Origin of the sequence: Terasakiella sp. 4MB5A (assembly GCF_050058155.1) — a bacterium.
Classification (GTDB): domain Bacteria; phylum Pseudomonadota; class Alphaproteobacteria; order Rhodospirillales; family Terasakiellaceae; genus Terasakiella; species Terasakiella halodenitrificans.
On record NZ_CP188815.1, the window covers coordinates 205,140 to 230,947 of the forward strand.

27 protein-coding genes are annotated in these 25,808 nt (G+C 46.8%); 18 read left to right on the forward strand and 9 right to left on the reverse strand.

The window, feature by feature from the left end:
- Window positions 1–32: 32 nt before the first annotated feature.
- A complete protein-coding gene (locus tag ACI0FF_RS00980; protein ID WP_419799676.1) occupies window positions 33–968 on the reverse strand; it encodes a UDP-glucuronic acid decarboxylase family protein in 936 nt (311 codons plus the stop codon).
- A gap of 155 nt (window positions 969–1,123) precedes the next feature.
- Here ACI0FF_RS00980 and ACI0FF_RS00985 point away from each other — a divergent pair, with 155 nt between their 5' ends.
- From ACI0FF_RS00985 to ACI0FF_RS01020, 8 genes are all read left to right on the forward strand, one after another.
- Window positions 1,124–2,377: a hypothetical protein gene (locus tag ACI0FF_RS00985; RefSeq protein ID WP_419798298.1), complete on the forward strand. Its 1,254-nt coding sequence runs from the start codon at window positions 1,124–1,126 to the stop codon at window positions 2,375–2,377.
- 3 nt (window positions 2,378–2,380) lie between these two features.
- The gene (locus ACI0FF_RS00990; protein ID WP_419798299.1) at window positions 2,381–3,676 is read left to right on the forward strand and encodes a hypothetical protein; all 1,296 of its coding nucleotides are present in this window, start codon (window positions 2,381–2,383) and stop codon (window positions 3,674–3,676) included.
- A gap of 11 nt (window positions 3,677–3,687) precedes the next feature.
- Window positions 3,688–4,149, forward strand: a complete 462-nt coding sequence (locus tag ACI0FF_RS00995; protein WP_419798300.1) for a DUF523 domain-containing protein — start codon at window positions 3,688–3,690, stop codon at window positions 4,147–4,149.
- A 4-nt stretch (window positions 4,150–4,153) separates the two neighbouring features.
- On the forward strand, window positions 4,154–5,146 hold the full coding sequence (cbiB, locus tag ACI0FF_RS01000; protein WP_419798301.1) for an adenosylcobinamide-phosphate synthase CbiB: 993 nt from the start codon (window positions 4,154–4,156) through the stop codon (window positions 5,144–5,146).
- A gap of 79 nt (window positions 5,147–5,225) precedes the next feature.
- The gene (gene cobO / locus ACI0FF_RS01005; protein ID WP_419798302.1) at window positions 5,226–5,831 is read left to right on the forward strand and encodes a cob(I)yrinic acid a,c-diamide adenosyltransferase; all 606 of its coding nucleotides are present in this window, start codon (window positions 5,226–5,228) and stop codon (window positions 5,829–5,831) included.
- 63 nt (window positions 5,832–5,894) lie between these two features.
- Complete coding sequence (locus ACI0FF_RS01010) at window positions 5,895–6,575, forward strand: lipid-binding SYLF domain-containing protein (RefSeq protein ID WP_419798303.1); 681 nt, start codon at window positions 5,895–5,897, stop codon at window positions 6,573–6,575.
- A gap of 11 nt (window positions 6,576–6,586) precedes the next feature.
- Window positions 6,587–8,062: a cobyric acid synthase gene (locus tag ACI0FF_RS01015; protein ID WP_419798304.1), complete on the forward strand. Its 1,476-nt coding sequence runs from the start codon at window positions 6,587–6,589 to the stop codon at window positions 8,060–8,062.
- A complete protein-coding gene (locus ACI0FF_RS01020; protein WP_419798305.1) occupies window positions 8,059–8,523 on the forward strand; it encodes a GNAT family N-acetyltransferase in 465 nt (154 codons plus the stop codon). The genes ACI0FF_RS01015 and ACI0FF_RS01020 overlap by 4 nt, the downstream gene beginning before the upstream one ends.
- On the opposite strand, the gene ACI0FF_RS01025 is transcribed toward ACI0FF_RS01020, so the two are convergent.
- The 3 genes from ACI0FF_RS01025 to ACI0FF_RS01035 form a co-directional block, all read right to left on the reverse strand.
- A complete protein-coding gene (locus tag ACI0FF_RS01025) occupies window positions 8,520–9,251 on the reverse strand; it encodes a DUF2336 domain-containing protein (protein WP_419798306.1) in 732 nt (243 codons plus the stop codon). The genes ACI0FF_RS01020 and ACI0FF_RS01025 overlap by 4 nt on opposite strands.
- 112 nt (window positions 9,252–9,363) lie before the next feature.
- Window positions 9,364–9,561 (reverse strand): hypothetical protein, encoded by a 198-nt coding sequence (locus ACI0FF_RS01030; RefSeq protein WP_419798307.1) that lies wholly within the window; start codon window positions 9,559–9,561, stop codon window positions 9,364–9,366.
- 163 nt (window positions 9,562–9,724) lie between these two features.
- On the reverse strand, window positions 9,725–9,913 hold the full coding sequence (locus tag ACI0FF_RS01035) for a hypothetical protein (RefSeq protein WP_188662492.1): 189 nt from the start codon (window positions 9,911–9,913) through the stop codon (window positions 9,725–9,727).
- A 529-nt stretch (window positions 9,914–10,442) separates the two neighbouring features.
- On the opposite strand from ACI0FF_RS01035, the gene rfaE1 reads away from it, so the two are divergent.
- Entirely contained in the window at window positions 10,443–11,912 is a 1,470-nt protein-coding gene (rfaE1, locus tag ACI0FF_RS01040) for a D-glycero-beta-D-manno-heptose-7-phosphate kinase (RefSeq protein WP_419798308.1), read from the forward strand.
- Here the strand turns inward: rfaE1 and ACI0FF_RS01045 are convergent.
- Window positions 11,909–12,709 (reverse strand): DUF2189 domain-containing protein, encoded by an 801-nt coding sequence (locus ACI0FF_RS01045; RefSeq protein ID WP_419798309.1) that lies wholly within the window; start codon window positions 12,707–12,709, stop codon window positions 11,909–11,911. The genes rfaE1 and ACI0FF_RS01045 overlap by 4 nt on opposite strands.
- Window positions 12,710–12,774: 65 nt before the next feature.
- On the opposite strand from ACI0FF_RS01045, the gene ACI0FF_RS01050 reads away from it, so the two are divergent.
- Entirely contained in the window at window positions 12,775–13,293 is a 519-nt protein-coding gene (locus ACI0FF_RS01050; RefSeq protein ID WP_419798310.1) for an O-acetyl-ADP-ribose deacetylase, read from the forward strand.
- Here ACI0FF_RS01050 and ACI0FF_RS01055 read toward each other — a convergent pair.
- Window positions 13,290–14,645, reverse strand: a complete 1,356-nt coding sequence (locus ACI0FF_RS01055) for an adenylate/guanylate cyclase domain-containing protein (RefSeq protein ID WP_419798311.1) — start codon at window positions 14,643–14,645, stop codon at window positions 13,290–13,292. The genes ACI0FF_RS01050 and ACI0FF_RS01055 overlap by 4 nt on opposite strands.
- A 2-nt stretch (window positions 14,646–14,647) precedes the next feature.
- Window positions 14,648–15,337, reverse strand: coding sequence for a response regulator transcription factor (locus tag ACI0FF_RS01060; RefSeq protein WP_417819494.1), 690 nt, complete (start codon window positions 15,335–15,337; stop codon window positions 14,648–14,650).
- A gap of 156 nt (window positions 15,338–15,493) precedes the next feature.
- Here ACI0FF_RS01060 and ribA point away from each other — a divergent pair, with 156 nt between their 5' ends.
- The 3 genes from ribA to ACI0FF_RS01075 all read left to right on the forward strand — a co-directional run bounded on the left by ribA (window position 15,494) and on the right by ACI0FF_RS01075 (window position 18,303).
- Window positions 15,494–16,639: a GTP cyclohydrolase II gene (gene ribA, locus ACI0FF_RS01065; protein ID WP_419798312.1), complete on the forward strand. Its 1,146-nt coding sequence runs from the start codon at window positions 15,494–15,496 to the stop codon at window positions 16,637–16,639.
- A gap of 158 nt (window positions 16,640–16,797) precedes the next feature.
- Window positions 16,798–17,799, forward strand: coding sequence for a hypothetical protein (locus ACI0FF_RS01070; RefSeq protein ID WP_419798313.1), 1,002 nt, complete (start codon window positions 16,798–16,800; stop codon window positions 17,797–17,799).
- A gap of 6 nt (window positions 17,800–17,805) precedes the next feature.
- Window positions 17,806–18,303: a L,D-transpeptidase family protein gene (locus tag ACI0FF_RS01075; protein ID WP_419798314.1), complete on the forward strand. Its 498-nt coding sequence runs from the start codon at window positions 17,806–17,808 to the stop codon at window positions 18,301–18,303.
- A 6-nt stretch (window positions 18,304–18,309) separates the two neighbouring features.
- Here the strand turns inward: ACI0FF_RS01075 and ACI0FF_RS01080 are convergent, their stop codons facing one another.
- The gene (locus ACI0FF_RS01080; RefSeq protein ID WP_419798315.1) at window positions 18,310–18,978 is read right to left on the reverse strand and encodes a YggS family pyridoxal phosphate-dependent enzyme; all 669 of its coding nucleotides are present in this window, start codon (window positions 18,976–18,978) and stop codon (window positions 18,310–18,312) included.
- Window positions 18,979–19,009: 31 nt separating this feature from the next.
- Between ACI0FF_RS01080 and ACI0FF_RS01085 the strand changes: the two genes are divergently transcribed.
- Together ACI0FF_RS01085 and ACI0FF_RS01090 are read left to right on the forward strand one after the other, a co-directional pair.
- Window positions 19,010–19,621 carry a thiamine phosphate synthase gene (locus ACI0FF_RS01085; protein ID WP_419798316.1) on the forward strand — a complete coding sequence of 204 codons (612 nt, stop codon included), beginning with the start codon at window positions 19,010–19,012 and terminating at the stop codon, window positions 19,619–19,621.
- Window positions 19,622–19,688: 67 nt separating this feature from the next.
- Entirely contained in the window at window positions 19,689–20,420 is a 732-nt protein-coding gene (locus ACI0FF_RS01090) for a class I SAM-dependent methyltransferase (RefSeq protein ID WP_419798317.1), read from the forward strand.
- Between the two features lie 251 nt (window positions 20,421–20,671).
- Here ACI0FF_RS01090 and ACI0FF_RS01095 read toward each other — a convergent pair whose 3' ends face one another.
- Window positions 20,672–21,763, reverse strand: a complete 1,092-nt coding sequence (locus ACI0FF_RS01095; RefSeq protein ID WP_419798318.1) for a porin — start codon at window positions 21,761–21,763, stop codon at window positions 20,672–20,674.
- 300 nt (window positions 21,764–22,063) lie between these two features.
- Here ACI0FF_RS01095 and ACI0FF_RS01100 point away from each other — a divergent pair, with 300 nt between their 5' ends.
- The 3 genes from ACI0FF_RS01100 (at window position 22,064) to ACI0FF_RS01110 (ending at window position 25,791) form a co-directional block, all read left to right on the forward strand.
- Complete coding sequence (locus tag ACI0FF_RS01100; RefSeq protein ID WP_419798319.1) at window positions 22,064–22,597, forward strand: DUF3576 domain-containing protein; 534 nt, start codon at window positions 22,064–22,066, stop codon at window positions 22,595–22,597.
- Window positions 22,598–22,685: 88 nt separating this feature from the next.
- Window positions 22,686–25,253: a leucine--tRNA ligase gene (gene leuS, locus ACI0FF_RS01105; protein WP_419798320.1), complete on the forward strand. Its 2,568-nt coding sequence runs from the start codon at window positions 22,686–22,688 to the stop codon at window positions 25,251–25,253.
- Window positions 25,240–25,791 (forward strand): hypothetical protein, encoded by a 552-nt coding sequence (locus ACI0FF_RS01110; protein WP_419798321.1) that lies wholly within the window; start codon window positions 25,240–25,242, stop codon window positions 25,789–25,791. Before leuS ends, ACI0FF_RS01110 begins: the two co-directional genes overlap by 14 nt.
- Window positions 25,792–25,808 lie beyond the last annotated feature (17 nt).

Consider the following 25,808-nt stretch of genomic DNA (forward strand, 5'->3'; position numbering starts at 1 on the left):
GTCAGAGATACCCGCCTGTCAACAATGTGCGATCAGAGCATGTTTTCAAAATAAGCGATGGTTTTTTTCAATCCATCTTCCAAGTCAATACTCGGATTCCAACCCAGTTGATTTTGTGCCTTATCAATAATGGGTTTGCGCTGCATCGGGTCATCCATCGGTAAATCTTCAAACGTCAAAGTCGATTTTGATCCAATCATTTCAATGACTTTTTCCGCCAGCTCCCGGATTGTAAATTCGCCAGGGTTGCCCAGATTGATCGGCCCGGTAATCCCATCCGGTGCCGCCATCAAACGCACAAATCCATCAATTAAATCATCACAGTAACAAAAAGAACGTGTCTGTGCCCCATCCCCGTAAATGGTAATCGGTTCATTGCGCAATGCCTGCATGATAAAGTTGGACACCACGCGCCCATCATTGGGGTGCATGCGCGGACCATAAGTATTGAAAATACGCGCCACCCGAATATTTACCCCGTGCTGACGGTGATAATCGAAAAACAACGTTTCCGCACATCGCTTGCCTTCATCATAACAGGCACGCGGACCTATGGGGTTAACGTTCCCTCTATACTCTTCCGGTTGAGGATGTATTTCAGGATCGCCGTACACTTCGCTGGTGGACGCTTGAAAAACCTTGGCCCCCACACGTTTGGCCAACCCCAGAACATTAATCGCCCCATGTACACTGGTTTTTGTCGTCTGAACCGGATCATGCTGATAATGGATAGGGGATGCCGGGCACGCCAAATTATAAATTTCATCCACTTCGACATAAAGCGGGAATGTAATATCGTGGCGCATCAATTCAAAATAAGGGTTATCCAGCAAATGACGAATGTTATCTTTGCTGCCGGTAAAAAAATTATCGGCACAAATAACGTCGTGACCTTCTTTCAATAAGCGTTCACACAGATGCGAACCCAGAAAACCTGCCCCGCCGGTTACTAAAATCCGTTTACGCATATGCACGAGCTGAATCTCCCCTTTAAAGACTGCCGAACCATGTAACATATCCAGCCTCAAAAAACATAGAGCATTTTAATTTTTTATGAAGTGTTTTATCTCTATGATACATTTAAGGATAAATTTGCTTTCTATGCTGGGATGAACGAAAGAAAATGGCAGAAAATTTAAGCGATGCACAGTTGATGCGGGCCATCCGGGCGGAAACCAACAGCCCGGAAAATAAGCTGCTGGAAAATATGCAGATCTTGGAAAAAAAACCCGCAGGCCTGTGCGCAGTTCATCTGCATTTATCCCAATTACAGCGTACCAACCGAAAACCTGATTATATCCGCATTGCCGAACGTTGTTTCGATCCCATTACGATAACCCATATGTCAGACCTGTTCGTTCTGGCCAACTTCGACATTGTGCTGACCTGCCAGAATAGCCGGATTGAAGACATTGACCGGGCTTTGTCCTCTATTCGCAATATGTTTCGCGCCGACCCCTTAATCGAACGACGCGATATCAGCGGAGAAGAAGCTTTTTGTACATGGTACGACCTTGAAGAAGATTTTGAATATTTCAAAGAAGCTGTTGTTTCCAGCATCCTGTCTGCCAAACGCCAATCCCTGGATAAAAACCTCTCCTCTATGGATGACGAAAAACTGACCCCAAAAAATTTGGATCAATTGGCCCGAACTTTTCGCAAACTGGATGCCCGCCCTTTAATGCGTCACCAAAGCGCGGTTCAGGTGGGGACAAACGGGCAAGGTCAGCTTCTGTTTCGTGAATATTATGTTTCTATCGCTGATCTGCGCAAAATTGTTGCACCGGATGTGGATTTACTGGCAGACCGCTGGTTGTTTCAATATCTCACCACGATTTTAGATCAACGTGTGCTTCATATGCTACGTAGCCAAACAATGGATGATTTGCCGAAAAATATCAGTTTAAATTTGAATATCCAAACCATCCATACTAAAGATTTTCAACTGTTTGACCATTTTGTCGGCGAAGAAGCCTATCGTTTTATTATCGAATTTCAACCCGTTGATGTTTTCAGCGATATCTTCGCCTATGAACAAGTGCGCGATATGCTGCAAACCCGTGGTTACAAGGTGCTGATCGATAGTCTACAACCCCTTGTTCTGGATTATTTCGATCCTTCCAGATTGAAAGCTGATTTTTATAAAATCGCCTGGGGTGATCGGCTCGGTGCATCCGCCACACAGGAAGGACGCGGTGAAATGCGCGAATTAATCCATAGCATCGGGGCTTCTAACGTTATTATCTCGCTGGTCGATAGCGAAGATGCTGTTAAATTCGGTTTGCAATTAGGTGTTCAAAGATTTCAGGGGTTCTTCGTCGATCGACTGGTGGAAGCTATGACCCAAAAAACAGCCTCGGCCATGAGGGGGGCATAAACCATGCAAACTCAAAATCAGGAAAACCTGTTCTACGATTATATTCGCCGCCTTGAACACCACCGTCAAGGCCGCGAAATGGTACATTTCCATCTGTCAAAACTGCGCCCCTTCAATCGACGCGAACACCATATTCGCGTTGCCGCCGATGCCTTTGAAGGGATGGTCAAAGACTTACTCGGGCAGATTTTTGTCTTCAAAAACGCCGATATTATCTTTGTCTTTAAAACCGAGGCAATGGGACAAGTGGAACAGGCGATTGAAAAAGTCAAATTCCTGTTTGGCGATGATCCTTTATTGGAAGAAAGTGGGCCAGAAGGCAAAGGGTTTAACAGCTGGTACGATGTAGAAGCTGACTATGAAGACATTGTCGCAATGGCCCGTGATTTGGTGGAAAAGGATAAAAATGCCCGCGCCGCAATGGGCGGGAACGTTGATGTCAAAACTGCCCTGCTTGCCAAACAAGAAGCCGGCGAACGTATGACACCGCGTATCCTTGATCGCGTGATCGAGGCCTTGAAAGCCGCCGACCTGACCAACATGGTGCGCCGCCAATATGTCTGTAGTGTCGAAGGCCCACAAATGGTTCCCACGGCACGTTTTAGTGAGTTATTCATTTCAATCAGTGATTTGCGTGAAACTCTCCTGCCCGGTGTCAATTTGACATCTTCGCCTTGGTTGTTCCAGCATTTAACAGAAACATTGGATCGACGGGTTCTTTCCCTCCTCAGTAAAACCGAAGATCGCGATATCACGGGCGATATCAGCATCAATTTAAACGTTGCAACCCTGCTATCCACCGAATTTATGCGTTTTGATGAAAATGTCATTGCCGCCATGCGGGGCAATATCGTTTTGGAATTGCAACATCTTGATATTTTCAGTGATTTAAACGCCTATCTCTTTGCACGCGAATATGTCAAAGAACGCGGCTATCGTATCTGTATTGATGGTGTGAATTACAAAACATTGCCTTTTATTGACCGCGAACGTCTGGGCGCAGATATGATCAAATTAATCTGGTCCTCCGACATTATCCACGGTGGGCATGATTTATCAGATAAGGTCATTCGACAGATCATGTTAACAGGAGCTAAACAAATTATTCTTAGCCGTTGTGATAGTGAAGAAGCCGTCGAATTCGGCCGCAACAATGGGATTGAATTATTTCAAGGGCGCCATGTTGAAGCCTTGATTGCAGAAGAAGGTCGTCGTAAAAACATGCGAACCCTGAAAAAACGGGCGGCCGCACACGATAAAATGAATTTGAAAAAACGGTCTTTGAGCAAACGGACCTAGATAAGGCAACTATGGAAAAGATACTGATCAGCGCCTGCCTGTTTGGCGAAAAAGTTCGTTATGATGGGGGCGATACCCTGATTGATGACCCCATCGTGGTACAATGGAAAAAAGAAGATCGTTTTATTGTTCTTTGTCCAGAAGTTGCGGGTGGCTTACCTGTCCCGCGTAAACCCTGCGAACGAGATTTGAAAACAGGACGAGTTATTAGCCAGGATGGCGAAGATTTTACCGATAGCTTTCATCAAGGCGCATCAATTGCGCTTAATTTGGCAAAGAAACACAATATCCGATATGCTTTGCTCAAAGAACGCAGCCCCTCATGTGGGGTCAATTTAATATATGATGGAACCTTTACATCAAATAAGATCAAAGGATTAGGCATTGTTGCCAAGCTATTGAAAGAAAACGGTATTAATATATATAGCGAATTCGACCTTGATCAACTCAAGACCGATCTAAACGAAAAATAGCACCATGTTCGCCATTCCCTCCCTTATCCCTTACGACAGTTACAATCCGCTATGGTTGCTGCTCTGTGCCTTGGCTTTGGACGCCTATGTCGGAGATATGAACCGGTTGTTTAATATCATCAAACATCCCGTCGTCTGGATGGGGGAATTGATTGCCTTTCTCGATAAAAAACTCAACCGGGAAAATCGATCTCAAGTCAATCGCACCCTTCGCGGTGCTGTGGTCGTTGTTTTCATGGTTTCCCTGTGTTTCACCATTGGTCTTAGTGTCACATGGTTTGGGCAAAACTATCCGTTTGGCTGGATCCTTGAATTGTTCCTGACCATTGCCCTTATCGCACAACGCAGCCTGTTTATCTACGTGCGCCGGGTTGCCGTCGCATTGAATGAACAAGGGATTTCAGGGGGACGTGAAGCTGTCAGTCATATTGTCGGGCGAGACCCTGATCAACTGGATCAACACGGCGTTGCCCGCGCTGCAATTGAATCACTGGCTGAAAATTTTGGTGACGGGGTGGTTGCCCCCGTTTTTTGGTACGTTATCTTCGGTTTCCCCGGTTTATTGGTCTATAAGGCTGTAAACACAATGGATTCCATGATTGGCCATAAAACCGATCGCCATAAATCTTTTGGATTTTGCGCCGCTCGACTGGACGATGTTCTCAACCTAATTCCCGCACGTCTTGCCGGGTTTTGGATTTTCTTAGGATCTTTCTTTTTACCGACCTCCAGCCCATTGAAAGGTCTGAAAACCATGTTTCGCGATGCGCGCAAACATCGTTCCCCAAACGCAGGTTGGCCAGAAGGTGCAATGGCCGGATCATTGGATATCTCATTGGCCGGACCACGTAAGTATCGCGAAGGCCAAGCCAATGATCCGTGGATCGGCGATGGTCGGGCCCGTGTCCTGTCCAAAGATATCAAACGTGCCTTACAGGTTTATGTCGCCGCTTGTCTTGTCAACGCGAGCATGGTTGCATTGCTTTCCTTGCTCTAAACCTACCTTTACGATTGCGAAATCTTTGCAGACTCCTATATTGGAGGAAACCGTTTCTTAAAAAAGGGAAGGACCCCCCATGTCAGACGAAGATCTGGAAAAACACGCCAGTAAAATGGCAAAAAAGAAAGCCGCCCGCGACCGTATGATGGAAAAAAAGATTGATGAAAAAGGCCTTGTCATCGTTCATACCGGCAAAGGTAAAGGGAAATCGTCTTCCGCATTCGGCATGGCACTACGCTGCGTCGGACACGGTTTTAAAGTCGGTGTGATCCAGTTTATCAAAGGCGCATGGGATACGGCAGAACGCCGCGTGTTTGAAGGATTCCCCGATCAGGTGACCTTTAAAGCCATGGGCGAAGGTTTCACATGGGAAACCCAAGATAAAGAACGTGATATCGCCGCCGCCCAAAAAGCATGGGCCGCCGCCAAGGAAATGATCATGTCGGGCGATTACCGCATGGTTATTCTGGATGAAATCAACGTCGCCATCCGATATGAATATGTCAGCGAAGACGACGTTCTGGATTGTCTGGCAAACCGCCCCGATATGGTGCATGTGGTCTTAACGGGTCGTCATGCCTCCGATAAATTGTTGGATGCAGCCGAACTGGCAACGGAGATGACCTTGCTTAAACATCCGTTTCGAAGTGGTATCAAAGCCCAGCCCGGTGTGGAATTTTAGGACTTTCTTCAGATTTAACGCGCATAATCGGCAACAACGCTCTTATTTCAAAGGATAGAAGCCATGAAACGCTTTCTGGCCATAGCATTTGCAGTCTTCACCCTTCTTCCCTTCAACAAGGCACAGGCTGTTGATCAGGACGCCATCCAGATTTTATTGGAATCTGAAGCAACAGCCCGCCATGTTCTCGGCTCCAAACAATATCCTGACCTGAATAATGCTTTTGATAAAGCTGTCGGGGTCGTCATTGTGCCGCGCTTGCTCAAAGGTGGCTTTATTGTTGGCGGTGAATACGGGAATGCGGTTTTACTGTCCAAAAAATCCAATGGCAATTGGAGCTACCCGGCCTTTTATACCATCGGTGGCGGCAGTGTCGGTTTCCAAATCGGTTTGAAAGACAGCCAAATGATCCTTGTCATTCGCACACACGCCGGAATGGAAGCCATTTTGGCAGATCAGTTTAAAGTCGGTGCCGAAGCCGGGATCGTTGTCGGAACCTTTGGCGGCAGCGTCGAAGGTGCGTCAACGACAGCGATTGGTGCAGATATTGTGGCCTTTTCCCTTGATCGTGGTCTGTTTGGCGGTGGTGCACTGGAAGGGTCCGTTTTTGCCAAACGGGCAGACCTGAACCAATCTTTCTATGCCCAAACAATTGAACCGCGCGATATTGTTATTGAAGGAAAAGCCAGCAATCCGGCAGCGGATAATTTACGATCCACTTTGGCGGCGCTTGCCAGTAAATAAAGAGAACGCTCATGCAAAAGCCTGTCAAAGCCCTTATGTTTCAAGGGACTGGATCGGATGTGGGAAAATCCCTGCTGGTGGCCGGACTTTGTCGGGCTTTTGTCAAACGAGGATTAAAAGTCGCTCCGTTTAAACCCCAAAATATGTCCAATAATGCCGCCGTCACCCCAGATGGCGGCGAAATTGGGCGCGCACAAGCTTTGCAAGCCCGCGCCTGTGGTCTGAACCTCAGTGTTCACATGAATCCCGTTTTACTGAAACCGCAAAGCGATGTCGGATCTCAGGTCGTTGTCCAAGGTGAAGTTATCGGCAATGCGACAGCGCGTGATTATACCGCGTTAAAACCAAGCTTAATGCCAAAGGTCTTGGAAAGCTTTCATAAACTGGCTGAAAATTGTGATCTCATTCTGGTCGAAGGTGCCGGCAGTGCTGCCGAAGTCAATTTACGCAAAAGTGACATTGCCAATATGGGATTTGCCGAAGCCGCCGACATCCCAGTTATTCTTATTGGGGATATAGATCGCGGTGGTGTCATTGCCTCCATCGTCGGGACACAAGCCCTGTTGCAAGGTAGTGAACGTAACCGGATCAAAGGCTATTTGATCAACAAGTTTCGCGGGGATGTCAGCCTGTTTACCTCTGCCCTTGATATCATCAAAGACAAGGTAAATCTTGATAGTTTCGGTATCGTTCCTTTCTTTGGTAAAGCCCGTCTTCTCCCCGATGAAGACGCCATGAGCCTTGATAACCGGAAAAAAGAAACAGATCAAAAATCGATTAAAATTGCCGTACCGCGTTTTTCCCGTATCGCCAATTTTGATGATCTCGACCCTTTGCGGGCTGAACCCGATGTTCAGGTAGAAATCATTGAAGCCGGAAATGCGCTGCCCGGTGATAGTGACATTATCTTACTACCCGGATCCAAGGCAACCTTGGCTGATCTTGCTTTTGTGTGCGAACAAGGCTGGGATATCGATATCAAGGCCCATGTGCGCCGGGGCGGACGTGTAGTCGGTTTATGTGGCGGATATCAAATGCTGGGCAACACAGTACGTGACCCTGACGGTATTGAGGGCCATATCAAGGAACTACCGGGTCTTGGTTTATTGAATATGGAAACCACCCTATGCGGTCCCAAAACTTTGCGCGAAGCGACAGGCCATTGCAAAACCAACGGTCTTGCTGTTCACGGGTATGAGATGCATATGGGTGTTTCAAATGGTCCGGCGCGGCAGAATCCATGGCTAGAATTAAACGGTCAAAGCGAAGGCGCAATTAGCGATAATAATTTGATCATGGGCAGTTATCTGCATGGACTATTTAACACGGACGAATTTCGTCATGCCTTTCTAAGTGAGATTTATCAAGGGCGGTGGACCGGTTTGCACTATGATCAACAAATTGATGATATTTTGAATGAATTGGCCGCCCATTTAGAAACCCACTGCGATCTGGACGGATTGCTGGCACTGGTTCAAAAAACATGATCTCTATTCGCTTGTTTAAAACGCCCGATTGCGAGGCCATGATCACCTTGTTCCAGCGCAGTGTCCATGAAATCGCCTGCCAACATTATAACCCGGCTCAACTTGCCGCTTGGGCACCCAAGGAAATTAATCAGGAAGACTGGCTAAAACGTTGTTTATCACGCCCAACCTGGTTGGCATGGGACGATAACACACTGGCTGGATTTATTGATTTGGAAGACAACGGTCATCTTAATCTTCTGTATGTTTCCCCGGATTATCAAGGGCAAGGCCTTGCAAAATCCTTGTATAACACGGTCGAAAAGCAGGCTCGGCTCAATAAAAATAAAAGCATCTTTGTCGAAGCCAGTCTCAGTGCCCGTCCATTTTTTGAAAAGCAGGGGTTTCACGTTCAGACCCGCCAAACGGTTGAGCGTAAGGGGGAAACGTTCATCAATTTTAAAATGGAAAAATCCCTTTAAATCGGGCCTTGTTTACTGTTCCACCATGCGGGTTTGCGATTAAGGCCATCCAATAAATCGCGTCCGCGTTCAACATCCATAACGTGACCCGGTATTTTAAAATATTTCTGTATGAAATCAGAAACATGGGCCTCACTCAGGTTCCGCAAGGTCGCCAAAACATCGTCGGACAATTCACCCCGGTCAAAAATTGCCTGTTCCATCTTTTCGTCATCCCCATAAACACGAACAATCGTGATCATGGTATGGTCGTTAATCTCAGCCCCTTTATTAGCCAAAAGACATAAAACCGGTTCCTTACGACCCATAGAAACGATCCGTCGACACACTTGAGCCGAGACATTATGACGCTCTGCAATCGCCAGCATCTTTTCCACCACGCCCGTTTTTAAAATACCTTCCAGAAAACGATCTTCTAAAACCGGGGATAATTTTAAAATCGGCAAGCTGATTGCAGAAATATCACACGCAAGTTTATGAGCCAATTCCACCGGCAAATGCGGAGATGTTCCAACAGCCACGGCGATTGCAAGTCGAACGGATTCAACTTCATCATTAATCAGGTCGGCAATAATTTCTTCAGCCAAATGCCGTTCGCGTTCATTTAAACTATCATGATCAAAAATATACGCCATTTCATCGGCAAGGCTGCAGCGTTGCGCGGAATCCATAGGTTCCTGCGCATTTAAAACGTAATGCTGCAAATTATGTCGGACGGTCTCAAACATAGGGACCAGCTTATACCTTAAAAACCATTGCATGACGAGAGGCTTATATAATACCACCATAATGCAGCATCATATGTGACTGATCGCACAGGCACTTAGGTTTTATTAACCTTTAAAAACGGTTATAGCTTTTGCTCAGCATAAAATGGATCGCCTGTGCCACATTATCCCAATGGCTTTGTTTGGCTTTTTCTATCGCCTGATCAAAGCCAAATGCATTGACCAACAGTTTTGCCAACTCGTTGGTACGGGTTTCATGGCCGGGGTGGGTATAGCGGTTCTTGCGCGCGATTGTGAGTGTTCTATTCATAATCATTCCCTCATCTGCAAAATGAAAACGGAACCTGCTTGTTATTTTTTATTTATATAGGAACGTTTCGATTCTGTTTCAATACCTATAAATGTAACGAGTCGCAAAAAAAGCCCCATCTTGCAAATGGAGCTTTTTCATTTTAATTTTCGCCTGAGCGGTCTTAGGCAACGCCGCGATAGTCGTCTTGCATAAAGCGGAGTTCCTCTGCCACATTAAACAGTTGGAATTCCATCGCTGTACAAATCGCATCGTTGTATCCTAGGCTGAGTACCAGACGTTCGGCATAAGCGCGGACTTGGGTATCATTTTGATATTCTTGTGTCGTAGTTTCAATATGTCCGGTAATCATAGCGACCTCACTCAGGGCTTTGTTCGTTGAGATTGTGATAGCGGTCAAAAAAAGCAGGGCGTCTCGGGTTAGGGAGCAGGAATAAAAGTTGGGGGATTTAATCCTGATGTCGAAACGCCCTGATAAGTATGTCCGTTTCACAATTCCATATAAACACACAGATGTTGCCAGCGTTTTTCTGCAATAATTTCTTTTATTTCTGAATATTTCAAAAATATTCTCTAAAAGCCTATAGAGTAAACTTTTCAAAGGAAAGCCCAACAGGCTATAAAGAAAGTTGCTTTTTCCATGCTGAATTAATTTAAATCCATGATTTATAAAATAAATTATCTTAGCAGGGAGAGCAGGATGAAAAAACGGTTTCGCCACCTGCGCGAAAATGCTTTTTCATCCTTCGCCAAAGCGTTAAAACACAAGAGGTAAGACCGGAAATATTTGTTCTTTGGGACCTTATTTTTTTCAGAAATATTTGTCACATCCAGACTTTTTAATGCAATCACCCATCCGAAATTTAAAGAGTAAACCAAACATGTCACAGCACGCCCACCTCATCGATATGGTCAATCGGGCCGAAACAGTCGAAATTCTTTGCGTCGGCGATATCATGCTGGACCGTTTCGTTTATGGACATGTGGACCGTATCTCCCCAGAAGCTCCGATCCCGGTCTTACGGATTGAACGTGAAGACGCCATGTTGGGTGGTGCGGGCAATGTGGTGCGCAATGTTCTCAGCCTCGGGGCCAATGCCCGTTTTTGCGGTTTGGTCGGTGAAGATGATGCCGGACGGCAAATCGCCAACCTGTTAAATGAAAATGATCGGTGCTGCGCGGCTCTGTTATTGGACGAAGCACGCCCAACTTCCTTAAAAACACGTTTTATGGCCTCCAACCAACAAATGTTGCGCGCCGATCATGAAAGCCTTGGCCCCTTATCAGAAAAACAACATGGCGACCTTATGATGGATGTAGCCCAAAGCCTCGGACAGGCCAAAGTCATGGTTTTATCAGATTACGGCAAAGGAGTGTTACATGGGGAAAATGCGATTGATTTAATCGCGTTAGCCAAAAAAGCCAGTCTCCCCATCATCGTCGATCCAAAAGGTGATGACTACAGTAAATACCGCGGGGCGACACTGGTCACCCCGAACCGCAAGGAACTCAGCGAAGCCAGCCGTATGCCCTGTGATAACGATCAATCCATCGTCGCCGCAGCCCGCCATATCATCGAAACTTGCGGAATTGAAAACGTTTTGGCAACCCGGTCTCAAGACGGCATGACCCTTGTTACCAAAGAAGGTGACGTCATTCATTTCCCAACCGAAGCACGTGAAGTGTTTGATGTATCCGGGGCAGGTGATACGGTTGTTGCCTCCTTGGCAGTTATGCTGGGCCTTGGCACCTCCTTAAGCGATGCGGCCAAGCTCGCCAATATCGCTGCCGGTATCGTTGTGGCAAAAATCGGCACCGCCAGCGTCTATAGCGAAGAATTGATAGAAGCTCTGCATCATCAGGACCTGTCCGAAGCCGAAGCCAAGGTCGTAGGTCGCGACAGTGCCAAAGACCGCGTTCTTCGCTGGCAAACACAAGGCAAAAGCGTTGGTTTTACTAACGGTTGCTTTGATCTTTTGCATCCCGGCCATATTTCCCTGTTAAATCAAGCCGCAGAACAATGTGACAAACTGGTTATTGGATTGAACAGTGATGCTTCCGTTCAACGCCTGAAAGGGCCAGAACGCCCCATCCAGAACGAAATGGCCCGCGCAACTGTGCTTTCTTCGCTTGCCTGTGTCGATATGGTGGTGATCTTCGATGAAGATACCCCAATGGAGCTCTTATCAGCCCTGTTGCCCAATGTACTGGTTAAAGGAGCTGATTACACCATCGATCAAGTGGTTGGCGCTGAATTGATTCAACAAAATGGCGGTCGCGTCTTTCTTGCCCAACTAAAAGACGGATTTTCAACAACAAATACAGTCAAAAAAATGAAAAAAGATTCTTAACCTTCTTCATTTCCCCCCAAAACCGCCTGATAAGCATGCCATGTGGCGTGACCCACCAGTGGAAAAGCTATTAAAAGACCGATCCCGCTGATCAATCCTAAAAACATGATCAAAACAATTAAGCTTGCCCACAAGAGCATGACTTTCAAATTAAGAAAAACTGCATAAGCACTGGTCAACAGTGCCGGAATTAAAACGGTTTGGCGATCCATCATCAAGGGCAGGGAAAACGCACCGGTGAAAAAGATCAGGGTTGCAAACAAACCGCCTAACGCCGTAATCATAATTGCAAAATGCAGCCCCTCTATTGTTGTTGCCCGTTCAAAAATGACGACCCATTGGGGCATCACACCGGGAAACGCAACGGCAAACAGGGTAAAAGATAAACGAATCCAGACCATAAATAAAAAAACCTGTGCAATTCCCATTCCCAAAATAGGATAACGACACCGCCGAAACGCCATGAGTGCATGATGTAAATGAAATGGCTGTCCCTGTTGGCGCCGAATAGATCCCTCATAAAATCCCAGCGCAATTGCAGGGCCGACCAGCAAAAAACCAGACAAAGCGGGAAGAATTAAGTAAGGAACCTGCCAACGATAAAAACCAAAGGAAATCATCAAACCAATCAATAAAAACCAGGCTGCATATAACAGACTGGTTGTTTTCAACGCTTTGACATCTTCCCAGCCTTTGGCCAACCATAAAATAACCGACTGACTTGAAACGGTACGCGCTAACGCCATTTCAGGAACCAGAAAGCGACCCTGTGCGCCATGATCCAATGTTTTTTTCATAATGCCTCCCATGTTATGATTGTCATATGGGAACCTTGACCCGATTTTGAAGAAAGAAATCCGCCATGACTGTCTTTTCCGTAAAACAAGGTGATATTACCAAGTTAGACGTAGACGTTATTGTCAATGCCGCCAATGAAACCCTGCTGGGCGGCGGTGGCGTGGATGGGGCCATTCATCGGGCCGCAGGTAAAAGCCTGCTTGAAGAATGTCATCGCCTGAACGGCTGTCAAACCGGTGAAGCCAAATTAACAGGTGGACATAATCTACCCGCCCGTCATGTCATCCACGCCGTCGGACCCATTTGGCAACAACATACCTCGGAAAGAGCAGATCAACTTCTTCTCAACTGCTACTTTAACTCCCTAAGAATTTGCTTGAAGAAAGGCCTGCAATCCATTGCATTTCCATGTATTTCTACAGGAGCTTATGGCTTCCCCTCAAAGCGGGCGGCCCAACTTGTCGTTAAAAATGTCATTGAGTTTTGCAAAATACATCCCGGGCTTGAGCAGGTAATTTTTTGTTGTTTCGATATCGAAAGTAAAACGCTATATGATCAGGCGTTTCACGAAGTTGTCTCTTAAGTTTCTTTCAGGACAATAACATCCATCGGTTTTTCGACACCACCGACTTGTCGGTCTTGACGAAGCTCCCAACGGTCTTCTGCGTTCTCGTAGCCGTTATCCAGTGCGCATTTTAAGGTTTGCGCCGTCGCAATGGCACGCACGCCCTCAATCTTTGTCTGTTTTTCCATTTTGGCAGACACATTTGCCGCATCTCCAATCACAGTATATTCCAACCGATGCGATTCACCGATCACACCAAACACAATGGGACCGGATGCGCACGAGGCATGGATAACAACCGGATCCTGCCCCAGATCTGCCCGGTCTGCATTCCATTGATCAGATGCTTTGATAATTTCTTCCATCGCATGCAAAGCCTGCGCCCCATGCTGTGACGATTCTTTCAACACCCCGAAATAGGCCATAATGCCATCGCCCAAAAACTTATCCACATGACCGCCAAATTTGGAAATCACCGGCACGATACGGGCATGATATTCGGTAATCAGGGCAATTTGTTCTGACGGCTGCAGCCGTTTGGTCAAAGGCGTAAACCCCCGAATATCCACATTCAGGATTGAGGCTTCACGCGCCACCACATCCCCGACATGTGCATCATTTTCAGCCGATTTGATATGATCTGCCAAATCTTCCGAGAAAAAACGCGATAACGATTGGGCCGCTTGACCTTGGGTTACCGCCCGCACTAATAAAACACGCGCACGCAACGTCGCCAGTGCCAAAATAACAGCAACCAAGACCATCGATACGATTTTATCAAATTCCGCCCCGATCAACACACTGTTTGAGGTTAGATAATGCACATAATCACGCGTCACCATGTTGTTCATATCATCATGGATAACCACATACCCCACCATCACGGCCCAGCCCAGAACAGCAGCAACCCCACTGAGCAAAATATAGCGCGCTTCAAAACGAAGGGCGCGTAACGCAATGAAAATAAAGATATAAAGAACAGTTGGTGCCTTTAAATAAAAGCTCGGCGGCTGCATATACTGGATATGAAAGCTGAAAATTGTGCCAAATAACAACAAGATATCGGCCACAATCGATAGTGAAATCACCCAACCCGGCAAACGCATCCGATAACTGAGATAAAGCCGGACAAGCGTAAAGCCAAAATACAGACTTAAAACATATGGTACCGGTTCAAACGACGCGTCCATACGAAAGGTTTTTGGGGAAAGGGCATAAAGAGTGCCAAACGTCAGCACCACTGCCAACTGGATCCAGCCGACCAATTGTTCTGACACGTTCTGTTGTTCGATAATCGCGTCCTGAACCCGTTTAGGGATCTTACGATCACCATCATCACCAATAAAACGGGACAACAACGCGCGAAACATAACTAAGGCACCAACTTATAGCCGCCTGGCTCCGTCACAAGGATCTGAGCGTTGGAGGGATCTTTTTCAATTTTCTGGCGCAAACGATAGACATGCGTTTCCAATGTATGGGTCGTTACGCCTGCGTTATAACCCCACACTTCATCCAACAACGTATCACGCCCAACGACTTTACCCCCGGCACGATATAAAAACTTAATGATATTGGTTTCTTTATCCGTCAGACGAATTTTCTGTTCTGTTTCATTTTCAATCAACAATTTGGACGCAGGCTGAAACGTATAAGGGCCAACTTTGAACGTGGCATCTTCGCTTTGTTCATGCTGGCGCAAATGGGCACGCAAGCGGGCCAGCAAAATCCCCAAGCGAAATGGCTTGGTAATATAATCATTGGCCCCTGCATCCAGACCTAGGATGGTATCCGCATCGGTATCGGCCCCGGTCAACATGATAATCGGGCATTTCACCCCTTGTTTGCGCATCAATCGACACACATCACGACCATCCATATCCGGCAGACCCACATCCAGGATCACCACATCAAAAGTATCATCCTTGGTCACAGCCAAAGCACTGGCCGCCCCATCGGCTTCAACCACGTCGAAATCCTCATGTAGCGACAATTGTTCAGTCAACATTTGACGTAACGAATCATCATCATCAACAAGAAGAACACGTTTGGCGTTAGACATAGCTTCCCTCACACGGACCTGAATATTGCTCATTCCCCACCATAACAACTAAAGAATATCTCGTATAGAGGACTTTAAGCACGATAACGCTATTGTGAAATCACGTTATTCGGCCTACATATGGGGACCTTTGTTTAAAAAATAACCGTTGTTCCTATGCCGCATCGTCTGTCTATTACCCTAAGCGAAACCAAATCCGCGACCACAGCCCCGTCTTTACTGGCGGTTGACCGCGCCTTGTCTGATTTACGGCGTGCACAAATTGTCGCCATTGATAACAAAAATGGACATGCCACCCTGGTTCTAGCTGCAGAAGGTGCAACAAAATCAACGATCCAGCGCCTTAAAGATTTAAGCAAGGGTCAACCGGATTTGATCATTACGACCGCACGTGCTCACACATTAGGGCTGGGTAGCTTTAAATATAAGGCCGTTCGGGCCAAGATGGGCAAAGCCCTGCGCCCCGATTTGATTGAAAGTCTGGTCAATCCACTGGCTGAATTTTCAAAGAACGACTTTTTTGACATCCCATTTGAAGATATCGATCTTGAAAGTGGCGAAAGTGCTGCAATCGGCCTAACCAAGCTTTCCCGCCTCTTACCAGCAGCGATTACGGTAAACCTGCCTGTAGACGATTTTAAATCCTTTATCAGTGCAGAAAACCTAATGGGTGTGACCAACCATGATATCTTTGGTTATGAAGAGGCCGCTGCGCGTTCCCTGCGCGCTGTCAGTGATGCACAAGTCCCCTTGGCCGATGCCCCACAGACCAAAATGGTCGCTTTTCGCCCGGCAGACGGTGGCATTGAACATATCGCCATTATTATTGGTGAACCCAATCCCAATGAACCCGTCCTGATCCGTATTCATTCAGAATGTTTCACAGGCGATCTGGTTGGTAGTTTGCGCTGTGATTGCGGGGATCAACTGCGCGGTGCAATCAAGGCCATTGCCGATCATGGCAGCGGCATTTTGCTCTATCTCGCACAAGAAGGGCGCGGGATCGGTTTAATCAATAAATTGCGCGCCTACAAATTACAAGACACCGGGCTGGATACTTTTGATGCCAACGAACAATTAGGTTTTGATGCGGACGAGCGGGTCTATATCCCGGCTGCGCAAATGCTTGAACATCTGGGTGTCAAACAAGTTCGTCTTATGACCAACAACCCGGAAAAAGTCAAAGTTCTAGGCACCTGTCATGTCGATGTAGTTGAACGGGTCGAACATGCGTTTGAAACCAACAAACACAACGAACCTTACCTTTTTGCCAAGGCGACCAAAGGTGGGCATTATCTTTAGGTCTTTAAACCGCTGAGTCGGAATTTTTTGCCCTCCCCTGCCCTTCACTTTAAATATAATTCATATTTTTCAGATAGTTACAATCTGGCACAAAGTTTGCGATATATCCCTCAAAAGCAATAAACCAAAGAGCGATAATTGAGCAATCGGAGCCAGATATGGTCGATCATGTAAATACGCAGGTGGCATACAATCCACCGCCCGCTGGCAACGAGGCGACAAAACAAACAAACGACCCCACCACCAAACAGGCTGATAAAGAAAAAGAATTCAGTTTCTTCGGCGATGATGGTGTCACGTTCTGGGATATGCTGGATGTTATCAATCCCTTGCAGCATATCCCCATTGTCTCCACCGCTTATCGCGCAATCACCGGCGATGAACTGGATCCCGGCGCACGCTTGGCGGGCGGAACGCTTTTTGGTGGTCCCATTGGACTGGCGGCTTCTGCCTTTAATGTGATTTTAGAAAACAACACCGGCAAAGATGCCGGCGAACATGTCTTGGCCATGTTTCAGGGTGAAGAAGTGGATGTCCCGGAACAAGACAAAACCATGATCGCACAAAATCAAGACCTCTCGCGCAATATCAACGGTTTTGCCCCCATCAAATCTATCCCCGAAAGCGAGGCTGATGCGTTTGCCGCTGGTGAAGAATCTTTAAGACTGGCGCAATTACAAGAATTTATGAATCCAGCGACCACCCGTGAAGTCCCAACACATAGCAACAGCCCGGTTGGGGCCGGATCAGCTGGTACCTGGGCCCCCCCGGCAAACCAGCCGCCTTTGCCCTTCCCAAGCGAACGACCACAGGCACAAACATCTTCACCTGCGCCAGCCCCGCTTACAACAACAAAAGCTGAAGAAATACCGGCCAATACAATTGTTCCACAACCACAACAATCTGTTGGTTTTCAAGCAAAACAACCACATAACGAATCCCTTGATGCCTTGCGTGCCTTTGCCCGTGATATGCAGGCACAACGCCAACAGGATCAAGGCGACCGCCTGAAAGTAGAAAAAAAAGCACCTGTTACTCCACCAACACCTGTCCCTGCCAATACGGCGCAACTCAGCCAAACATCGGATAATCGCTGGTTTGCTGATATGATGGCGCAAAATATGAAACGGTATGAAACCACAGCACAACCCGGGGGCTGATAAACCATGACCATCTTGGTTCGCTCTGACAATACCTTGATTTATAGGGATAAAACCTATCGCTGTGCCTTAGGTAAAGGTGGGGTAAAAACCGATAAAATAGAAGGGGATGGGGCAACACCCACCGGAAAATTCGCTTTGCGCTATGTTCTATATAGGGCGGACCGTATCAAAAAACCCAATAGCGCCCTAGATATTCACCCCATTGGTGAAACAGACGGCTGGTGTGATGATCCACAACATGCAGATTATAACCGTCCTGTTACGCTGCCTTTTCCTGCGTCACACGAAAAGCTTTTTCGCGATGACCCTATCTATGACATTATTGTTGTCTTAGGACATAACGACAGCCCGCCCCTCCCCGGCAAAGGCAGTGCGGTGTTTTTTCATCTGGCACGCGATCAATATGCACCGACAGAAGGCTGTGTTGCCCTAAACCTCACCGATATGCTTGAGGTTTTAGCTAAAATCACCCCGGATGAAACTATGGAAATTTGCCTGTAGCCTCAATTAATGCGGGGCACGTTCACCAAAGATAGCCGTTCCCACACGCACCGAAGTTGCGCCAAAACGAATAGCGGTTTCGTAATCCCCGCTCATACCCATGCTGAGTTTTTTAAGCCCGTGACGCTGGGCCAGTTTACGCAGGAATGCAAAGTGTACACTCGGTTCTTCCTCAGCAGGGGGAATACACATCAAGCCCAGAACCGGCAATTTCAATTCATCGCAGCACAATTTGATAAATTCATCCGCATCGCCCGGTAAACATCCGCCTTTTTGATCTTCTTCCCCGGTGTTGATTTGCAGGTAAACCCCCACTTGTTTCCCCTGTTTCTCCATTTCCTTTGCCAGAGCGCGCGCAAGCTTGGGGCGGTCCACCGTTTCAATCACATCAAAAAGGGCAACCGCTTCCTTGACCTTATTGGTTTGCAATCCACCGATTAAATGCAAACAAACCCCTGAAAACTCATCTTTTAACGCCGGCCATTTTCCTTGGGCTTCCTGCACCCGGTTTTCACCAAACACGCGGTGCCCGGCGTTGAGTGCTGGACGGATTGTCTCTGCGACATGCACTTTACTGACTGCAACCAGCTCAATTTCACCTGCATTACGTTCTACGTCTTGTGCGGCCTGTTGAATTGATTGCTTCACTTGATCAAGATTATCTGCAATACCCATAGGTGAATCCGTTTACATCAAAGGTGTGGAAATGGCCCTGACCGTATCAGAGGTAGCCCGTCAGCTCAATCGCCGGAATGCAAAAAAGAAAGATTTGCCTGCGCTTATTTTCATGACGGATACGAAACGACTTCCAGCCCCCGCAATCTTAATTGCTCGCATGCCTAAAAATTCCGCCCTGATTGTGCGCCATTTTTCCAAAAAACAAAAAGAACAAATTATAATTAAAATCAAAAAGTTATGTCGTAAACATAAAGTAAAACTTCTGGTTTCTAATGACCTTCAACTTGCCCTGAAACATCGCCTGGATGGGGTACATTTCCCGGAAAAATCTGTGAAGAGAATTGCGGCTTGCGGACGGTTTATACGACCGAAGGCAAGCTTTATGACAACAGGGGCGTGTCATTCCCTGCCCGCTTTAAAACGGGCGGAAAAGGCCAAACTGGACGGTATTCTTCTGTCCCCCGTCTTTGCTACACAAAGCCATCCTGGCAGCACCTCTCTTGGTTCTGTTCGATTTAATACGTGGCTTTCGCAAACAAATAGGACGGTTTACGCCCTCGGTGGAATCAACAAAAAAACGGCAATTCGCCTGTCTCCCAGCAAATCAATCGGCTTTGCCGGAATTAGCGGGTTGATTTGACCTTTTTCATCCAAGCAAGATCGTATAAATTCAAAGCAAATCAGAACACTTATATTTTGGGGCATTTATGTTAGAAAATTTTGAAACTATCGGCGAATGGGAAAGTGACGCGGAAGGCAATAAGGTTGGATTGCGTCGCATTGATATGGAATCGGTCATGCGCCATTTCACGACTTTCGACGGGCCGATCCTGCATATTGGCAGTAAAGCTGCGGATTTAGATACCACAACACGCTGGCGCCGGGTTTTTGCCGGTAAACAAGTCATTGGTATCGATATTGAAGACGGCGACAATGTAGATTATGTCTTTGATATAACGAAAAATATCTCCGGTTTGCGAAAAAAAACCGGGATCAAACAATATTCCACTATTGTTGCCTATCACCTGTTGGAACATGTCACCAATCCGTTTGAAGTGGCCGCCAATATCGAAAAGCTTTTAAAACCGGGCGGGCGATTGATTCTCAGTGTGCCTTGGGTACAGGCTTTTCATGCTTATCCAGACGATTTTTGGCGCATTTCATTCTCTGGTCTACGACAACTCTTTAAGAATCTAGATTTTGAATTTGAATTTTATGCCGACGGCCATGAAGGTTATGCCTATCAACTGACCCGTAACGGTATTCCGGAACATAGCCCCCGCATGTGTGATCTAGAGGGGCGCCTCTTCCAATTACGTTTTGAAATGGGTGATATGCCGGAACAAAAGATTATGAAAAAACGCGAAGACAAAAAAATCCAGATTTCTAAGCCGTTTTGCCAGTACATGGCCTGTAGTATCGTTGCTGTAAAACGCTAAGATTTAGAGCTTTAAATGACAAAGCCATTCCATCGTCATCTCCGACCCTAATCGGGAATCCAGTCTTCCCGGATATAAGGCATTGAACCTTTTGATCCAACTGGGTCCCGCATCAAGTGCGGGATTGACAGGTTTTAGGTGCGGGATGACGGTTGTTGCTTGGATAAACTAATTATCCTTTTAAACAAAAAGAAAGGGCGCTCCCGAAGGAACGCCCTAACTTTTGAAGTTTTATCTAAACTGATATCAGATTAGAAGGAAACTTTCAGGCCAGAAACAACACCGAAACCTTCGTGGTCAGTTGTGTTGTTAGCAGCAGTAGCAGAAGCATCTTCGTATTTAGCACCGAAGACAGAACCTACCAAAGTTACGCCAGCGCCCATGTCATAGGAACCACCAAGAACCCACTGCTTAGCAGTATCTTCTTGTGCGTTAGTAGCTGCATCGTCTTGTTCCAAACGCATGTAAGAGAAAGATACTGCGTACGGGCCAGTTTTGTAAGCAACACCAAGATCCCAACCAGCAGAGTCAATGTTCTTCACGCTGCCTTCGTTGTCTGTGTCACGGTAAGAACCACCGATTGTGAAGCCAGCAACGCCAACAGACAGACCAGCGCGGATAGATTCACGATCTTCAACAGTTGTACCAGTTGTACCACCATTGAAATCACGTTGGTAAGTTACGTCAGCACCGATAGAAACGCCACCGAATTCGCCATTGTAAGCGATACCAGCATCCCAAGCAGTGTCGTTAGCTGTGTTTGTACCACCAACATCAACAGCGCTTTCGATAGCAGCGTTGTTAATGTTCAAGCCGTAAGAGAAACCAGCTTGGAAACCAGAGAAGTTCGGAGTCCAGTAAACGATTTTCTGACCGTCGTTAGCTTCAGAAGCAGTGTGAGTTTGGTTAGAAGTGATCAAAGTATCGTTGATCCAATCTTCTACGTCACCGTCGTTGTTACCCATAGCTACGTTCGGAGCAGCGTGAGACAAAGCGTAAGCAGCGCCTTTAGTTTGACCGATACGGATTTGACCGATGCTGTCAGAAGAAACTTGCAGGAATACGTCATCGCCGCCAGTGTCATTACGGTCAGAGTAACGATCAATGTTTACGCCGATAGTCAGGCCGTTGTCCAAAGTTGTAGAACCACGGAAGTACAGCTCAGTTTCAGAGTTGATGTTTACATCAGCAAAGTTTTGCTGACCGTCAGCTTCTTGATCAACATAACCAACGAACTGGTTCATGTAACCGCCAACAGAAATTTTGATCGGGTCAGCAGCTTGTGCAGAGTTAACTGCAGCGAAAGCTACGAGAGCAGTAGAAGCTACGAGAAGCTTTTTCATCTAATTAGATCCCCTTAGAAAGGTTTTGTTTGTACAACATGTGCAATCGACATACCCACATGCCTTTTGCGTGAACGTATTAAATGCCTTTCTAATTCATAGGTCAACAAGAAGAAAAGCATTTATGTGACCTTTTATCCCCACTGTTGCAAAAAAAACACAGGGCATTTTTACCATGAGTACAAACAGATAAGGAAAAACCGACAAATCTGCGCTTAGATACTTGCTTACTTCCTACATAATAAGGCATATATCTTTCTAAGCTTTACTATTCTGTCACAGAGCCGGGAATATTCGTTCATGAAAAGATTGCCATCTTCCATCCGTACCCTCGCCCTTATTGGCACTTTGCCCTTACTACTTATGGCTTGCGACAGTCTTAATCCACAATCAACCGATTTGCCTAACGACAGATGGCAAAAACGTGACCAGCAGCAATCCGTTTTTGGAGAAGGTGGCCTGACCTTTGGTGACGAAGATAAGAAACGTCAAGGCCAAGGTGGTACTGGAATCGGTGTAAACGCTTATCTTTGGCGCGCGACACTGGATACGGTTTCCTTTATGCCGTTGGCTTCTGCCGACCCGTTTGGCGGGGTTGTCCTGACCGATTGGCATAGTGCCGGCAACGCACCGAACGAGCGTTTTAAATTAAACATCTATATTCTGGATCAGGCTTTGCGTGCAGATGCGATTCGTGTCGCCGCCTTCCGCCAGATGAAAAACGCCAATAACGAATGGCAAGCCGTTGAAATGGACCCAAAAGCGGTCATCGACATTGAAAATGCCATTTTGACCAAGGCACGTCAGCTGCGCTCGGACAGTTTAACGCAATAAAGCGCACGATATAAAACCTGTTAAAATCATACATCCCGAACATGACGTTCGGGATGACTTCTTTTAGAACAAGTAAGACATAACGATCATGGCCCGATATAATTTTAAAGAAACCGAATCCAAATGGCAGTCCTACTGGGATAAGAATCAGACATTTAAGGTTACTGAAGACCCGGATAAGGAAAAATATTATGTGCTGGAGATGTTCCCCTATCCCAGCGGCCGGATTCATATGGGTCATGTGCGTAACTATACGCTTGGCGATGTAGTTGCCCGTTATAAAAAGGCACAAGGTTTTAATGTTCTCCACCCCATGGGATGGGATGCCTTTGGTCTGCCTGCGGAAAATGCCGCCATGGATGCTGGCGTTCACCCTGGCAAATGGACCTATAAAAATATCGAAGATATGCGTGCCCAGCTTAAAACAATGGGCCTATCTTATGATTGGGACCGTGAAATTGCCACCTGTGATCCGCAGTACTACCGCCATGAACAGAAAATGTTCCTCGATTTTCTGGAAAATGATCTCGTATATCGCAAGGAAAGCTGGGTCAACTGGGATCCGGTCGAAAATACTGTTCTGGCAAACGAACAAGTGGTTGATGGCTGCGGCTGGCGCTCCGGTGCCCCGGTGGAACGCCGTAAACTGAACCAATGGTTCCTGAAAATCACCGATTACGCCGAAGATTTGCGCATTGCCTTGAAAGACCTTGATCGCTGGCCTGAAAAAGTCCGCATCATGCAGGAAAACTGGATTGGTCGTTCCGAAGGTATGCGCCTGAAATGGCAATTGGTTGATCGTGACGAGTCGCTGGAAGTTTATACCACCCGCCCCGATACCTTATATGGGGCATCTTTCTGCGCCATTTCTGCCAATCACCCTATTTCTGTTGAATTGGCGGAAACGAATCCGGATTTACAGGCCTTTATTGAGGAATGTAATAAGACCGGCACATCCGAAGAAGCCATTGAAAAAGCAGAGAAAAAAGGATTTGATACCGGTTTAAAAGTCAAACATCCGCTGGATGAGAACTGGGAACTCCCTGTTTATGTTGCCAACTTTGTTTTGATGGAATATGGCACAGGCGCCATTTTCGGCTGCCCCAGCGGGGATCAACGCGATCTGGATTTCGCCCGCAAATATGACCTGCCCGTCGTTCCCGTTGTTGCCCCGGCCGATATGGAAAATCCGGAAAGCTTTACCATTGAAAATGACGCTTTCACCGATGATGGTATCATGATCAATTCCGATTTCATGACGGGTATGAGTGTTGCCGAAGCCAAAAAGGCTATTTTTGCCAAATGCGCTGAACTGAATATTGGTGAAAAAGAGGTAAATTACCGCCTGCGCGATTGGGGGGTATCACGCCAACGCTATTGGGGATGCCCGATTCCCGTCATTCACTGTGACAGCTGCGGGATTGTACCGGTTCCAGCCGACCAGCTTCCGGTTGAGTTGCCTGAAGATGTTGATTTCGACGAACCCGGTAACCCACTGGACCGTCACCCCACCTGGAAACATGTTGATTGCCCATGCTGTGGCAAAGCCGCGCGTCGCGAAACAGACACATTTGACACATTCTTCGAATCGAGCTGGTATTTTGCACGCTATTGTTCACCAGAATCAGAAAATGGAATCGACAAAGCCGCTGCGGATTACTGGATGTCGGTTGATCAATATATCGGTGGTGTCGAACATGCTGTCCTGCACTTGCTTTATTCCCGTTTCTTCACACGCGCCTTGAAGAAATGCGGCTATCTATCTGCAGAAGAACCCTTTGCTGGTCTTTTGACACAAGGCATGATCTGTCACGAAACCTATAAAGATGCCGATGGAAACTGGATGTTACCCAGTGATGCAATCCGCAATGAAAACGGTGAAGTCATTCACAAAAACGATGGTCGTACTGTGAATATCGGCCCATCCATCAAGATGTCCAAATCCAAGAAAAACGTCGTTGACCCGGAATTAATCATCTCCTCTTATGGGGCAGATACGGCGCGTTTGTTTATGTTGTCTGACAGCCCGCCGGAACGCGACCTAGAATGGACCGATTCCGGGGTTGATGGGGCATGGCGCTACCTGAACCGTCTTTGGCGTTTGATTTCCGACCCTAAAGCCCCCTATCCGGCCAAAGGTGCCACACAACCAAGTACCCTTTCTGATGAAGCACAAAAAGTCCGCGCCCAAGTCCATAAAACCATCTCAGCCGTCACTGATGATTTGGGCAAGTTTCACTTTAACAAGGCCGTTGCCCGCCTGCGTGAATTGACCAATACCTTGGGGACGCTGGATGGCGTTGAAGGCGATGATGCCTGGGTCTTGCGCGAAGGCTATGAATATCTTGTACGCCTGATCGCCCCGATGACACCGCATATTGCTGCTGAACTTTGGGCAGAACTCGGCCATGACAGCATTTTATGCGAGGTTTCCTGGCCGGTTGCCGATGATAGCCTTCTCAAAGAAGATACCATCGTTATGCCGATCCAAGTCAATGGCAAGCGCCGCGACCAATTGGAAATTCCGGTCGATATGGATGTTAAAGAAATTGAAAAGCTGGCCTTGGCCTCTGAAAAAGTACAAGCTATCTTGGATGGAAAGCCAGCACGTAAAGTTATCGTCATACCAAAGCGGATTATCAATGTCGTTGCATAACTCTTTCATATTAAAAGTTTTTGTTTGTCTTTTGATCGTTGCAAGCCTTGGTGCCTGCGGCTTTCAACCCGTTCATGGCAAACGAAAAACGGCAGAAAACCAGATCATGAAAAATGAACTGGCCAAAGTCTGGATTTATGAAATTGAAGACCGCGAAGGGCAAATGCTTCACAATGAATTGCTCAATCTCTTTAACCCCAAGGGACGACCAGCACACCCGAAATTTAAGCTCAAAATTATTTATAGCGAAACACAAAGCAATACAGGTATTGGCAAAAACGAATTTGCAACCCGTTCAAACCTTGTCGTTTCCGCCTCTTTCCAATTTATTGGAAATAATCCGTTAAAAGGATTAAGCCGTTCAACCGTTGCCTTTAATATTTTAAATTCCCCGACCGGGACAGAATTTGCCAAACGCGATGCGCGCAAACGTGCCATTGAGTCCGTTGCCCGCGATATTCATCGCAGAATTGCCGTTCATTTACTCAATGATTCCCCCGCTAAACAACCGGAACAACCGGTCCGTATTATGAAATAGCGGATTTTAGGCCGTGA

What these genes read in the sequence shown, in the direction of transcription:
- ACI0FF_RS00980 (WP_419799676.1), bottom strand. Translation starts at nt 968, where the DNA reads ATGCGTAAACGGATTTTAGTAACCGGCGGGGCAGGTTTTCTGGGTTCG.
- ACI0FF_RS00985 (WP_419798298.1), top strand. Translation starts at nt 1,124, where the DNA reads ATGGCAGAAAATTTAAGCGATGCACAGTTGATGCGGGCCATCCGGGCG.
- ACI0FF_RS00990 (WP_419798299.1), top strand. Translation starts at nt 2,381, where the DNA reads ATGCAAACTCAAAATCAGGAAAACCTGTTCTACGATTATATTCGCCGC.
- ACI0FF_RS00995 (WP_419798300.1), top strand. Translation starts at nt 3,688, where the DNA reads ATGGAAAAGATACTGATCAGCGCCTGCCTGTTTGGCGAAAAAGTTCGT.
- cbiB (WP_419798301.1), top strand. Translation starts at nt 4,154, where the DNA reads ATGTTCGCCATTCCCTCCCTTATCCCTTACGACAGTTACAATCCGCTA.
- cobO (WP_419798302.1), top strand. Translation starts at nt 5,226, where the DNA reads ATGTCAGACGAAGATCTGGAAAAACACGCCAGTAAAATGGCAAAAAAG.
- ACI0FF_RS01010 (WP_419798303.1), top strand. Translation starts at nt 5,895, where the DNA reads ATGAAACGCTTTCTGGCCATAGCATTTGCAGTCTTCACCCTTCTTCCC.
- ACI0FF_RS01015 (WP_419798304.1), top strand. Translation starts at nt 6,587, where the DNA reads ATGCAAAAGCCTGTCAAAGCCCTTATGTTTCAAGGGACTGGATCGGAT.
- ACI0FF_RS01020 (WP_419798305.1), top strand. Translation starts at nt 8,059, where the DNA reads ATGATCTCTATTCGCTTGTTTAAAACGCCCGATTGCGAGGCCATGATC.
- ACI0FF_RS01025 (WP_419798306.1), bottom strand. Translation starts at nt 9,251, where the DNA reads ATGTTTGAGACCGTCCGACATAATTTGCAGCATTACGTTTTAAATGCG.
- ACI0FF_RS01030 (WP_419798307.1), bottom strand. Translation starts at nt 9,561, where the DNA reads ATGAATAGAACACTCACAATCGCGCGCAAGAACCGCTATACCCACCCC.
- ACI0FF_RS01035 (WP_188662492.1), bottom strand. Translation starts at nt 9,913, where the DNA reads ATGATTACCGGACATATTGAAACTACGACACAAGAATATCAAAATGAT.
- rfaE1 (WP_419798308.1), top strand. Translation starts at nt 10,443, where the DNA reads ATGTCACAGCACGCCCACCTCATCGATATGGTCAATCGGGCCGAAACA.
- ACI0FF_RS01045 (WP_419798309.1), bottom strand. Translation starts at nt 12,709, where the DNA reads ATGAAAAAAACATTGGATCATGGCGCACAGGGTCGCTTTCTGGTTCCT.
- ACI0FF_RS01050 (WP_419798310.1), top strand. Translation starts at nt 12,775, where the DNA reads ATGACTGTCTTTTCCGTAAAACAAGGTGATATTACCAAGTTAGACGTA.
- ACI0FF_RS01055 (WP_419798311.1), bottom strand. Translation starts at nt 14,645, where the DNA reads ATGTTTCGCGCGTTGTTGTCCCGTTTTATTGGTGATGATGGTGATCGT.
- ACI0FF_RS01060 (WP_417819494.1), bottom strand. Translation starts at nt 15,337, where the DNA reads ATGTCTAACGCCAAACGTGTTCTTCTTGTTGATGATGATGATTCGTTA.
- ribA (WP_419798312.1), top strand. Translation starts at nt 15,494, where the DNA reads ATGCCGCATCGTCTGTCTATTACCCTAAGCGAAACCAAATCCGCGACC.
- ACI0FF_RS01070 (WP_419798313.1), top strand. Translation starts at nt 16,798, where the DNA reads ATGGTCGATCATGTAAATACGCAGGTGGCATACAATCCACCGCCCGCT.
- ACI0FF_RS01075 (WP_419798314.1), top strand. Translation starts at nt 17,806, where the DNA reads ATGACCATCTTGGTTCGCTCTGACAATACCTTGATTTATAGGGATAAA.
- ACI0FF_RS01080 (WP_419798315.1), bottom strand. Translation starts at nt 18,978, where the DNA reads ATGGGTATTGCAGATAATCTTGATCAAGTGAAGCAATCAATTCAACAG.
- ACI0FF_RS01085 (WP_419798316.1), top strand. Translation starts at nt 19,010, where the DNA reads ATGGCCCTGACCGTATCAGAGGTAGCCCGTCAGCTCAATCGCCGGAAT.
- ACI0FF_RS01090 (WP_419798317.1), top strand. Translation starts at nt 19,689, where the DNA reads ATGTTAGAAAATTTTGAAACTATCGGCGAATGGGAAAGTGACGCGGAA.
- ACI0FF_RS01095 (WP_419798318.1), bottom strand. Translation starts at nt 21,763, where the DNA reads ATGAAAAAGCTTCTCGTAGCTTCTACTGCTCTCGTAGCTTTCGCTGCA.
- ACI0FF_RS01100 (WP_419798319.1), top strand. Translation starts at nt 22,064, where the DNA reads ATGAAAAGATTGCCATCTTCCATCCGTACCCTCGCCCTTATTGGCACT.
- leuS (WP_419798320.1), top strand. Translation starts at nt 22,686, where the DNA reads ATGGCCCGATATAATTTTAAAGAAACCGAATCCAAATGGCAGTCCTAC.
- ACI0FF_RS01110 (WP_419798321.1), top strand. Translation starts at nt 25,240, where the DNA reads ATGTCGTTGCATAACTCTTTCATATTAAAAGTTTTTGTTTGTCTTTTG.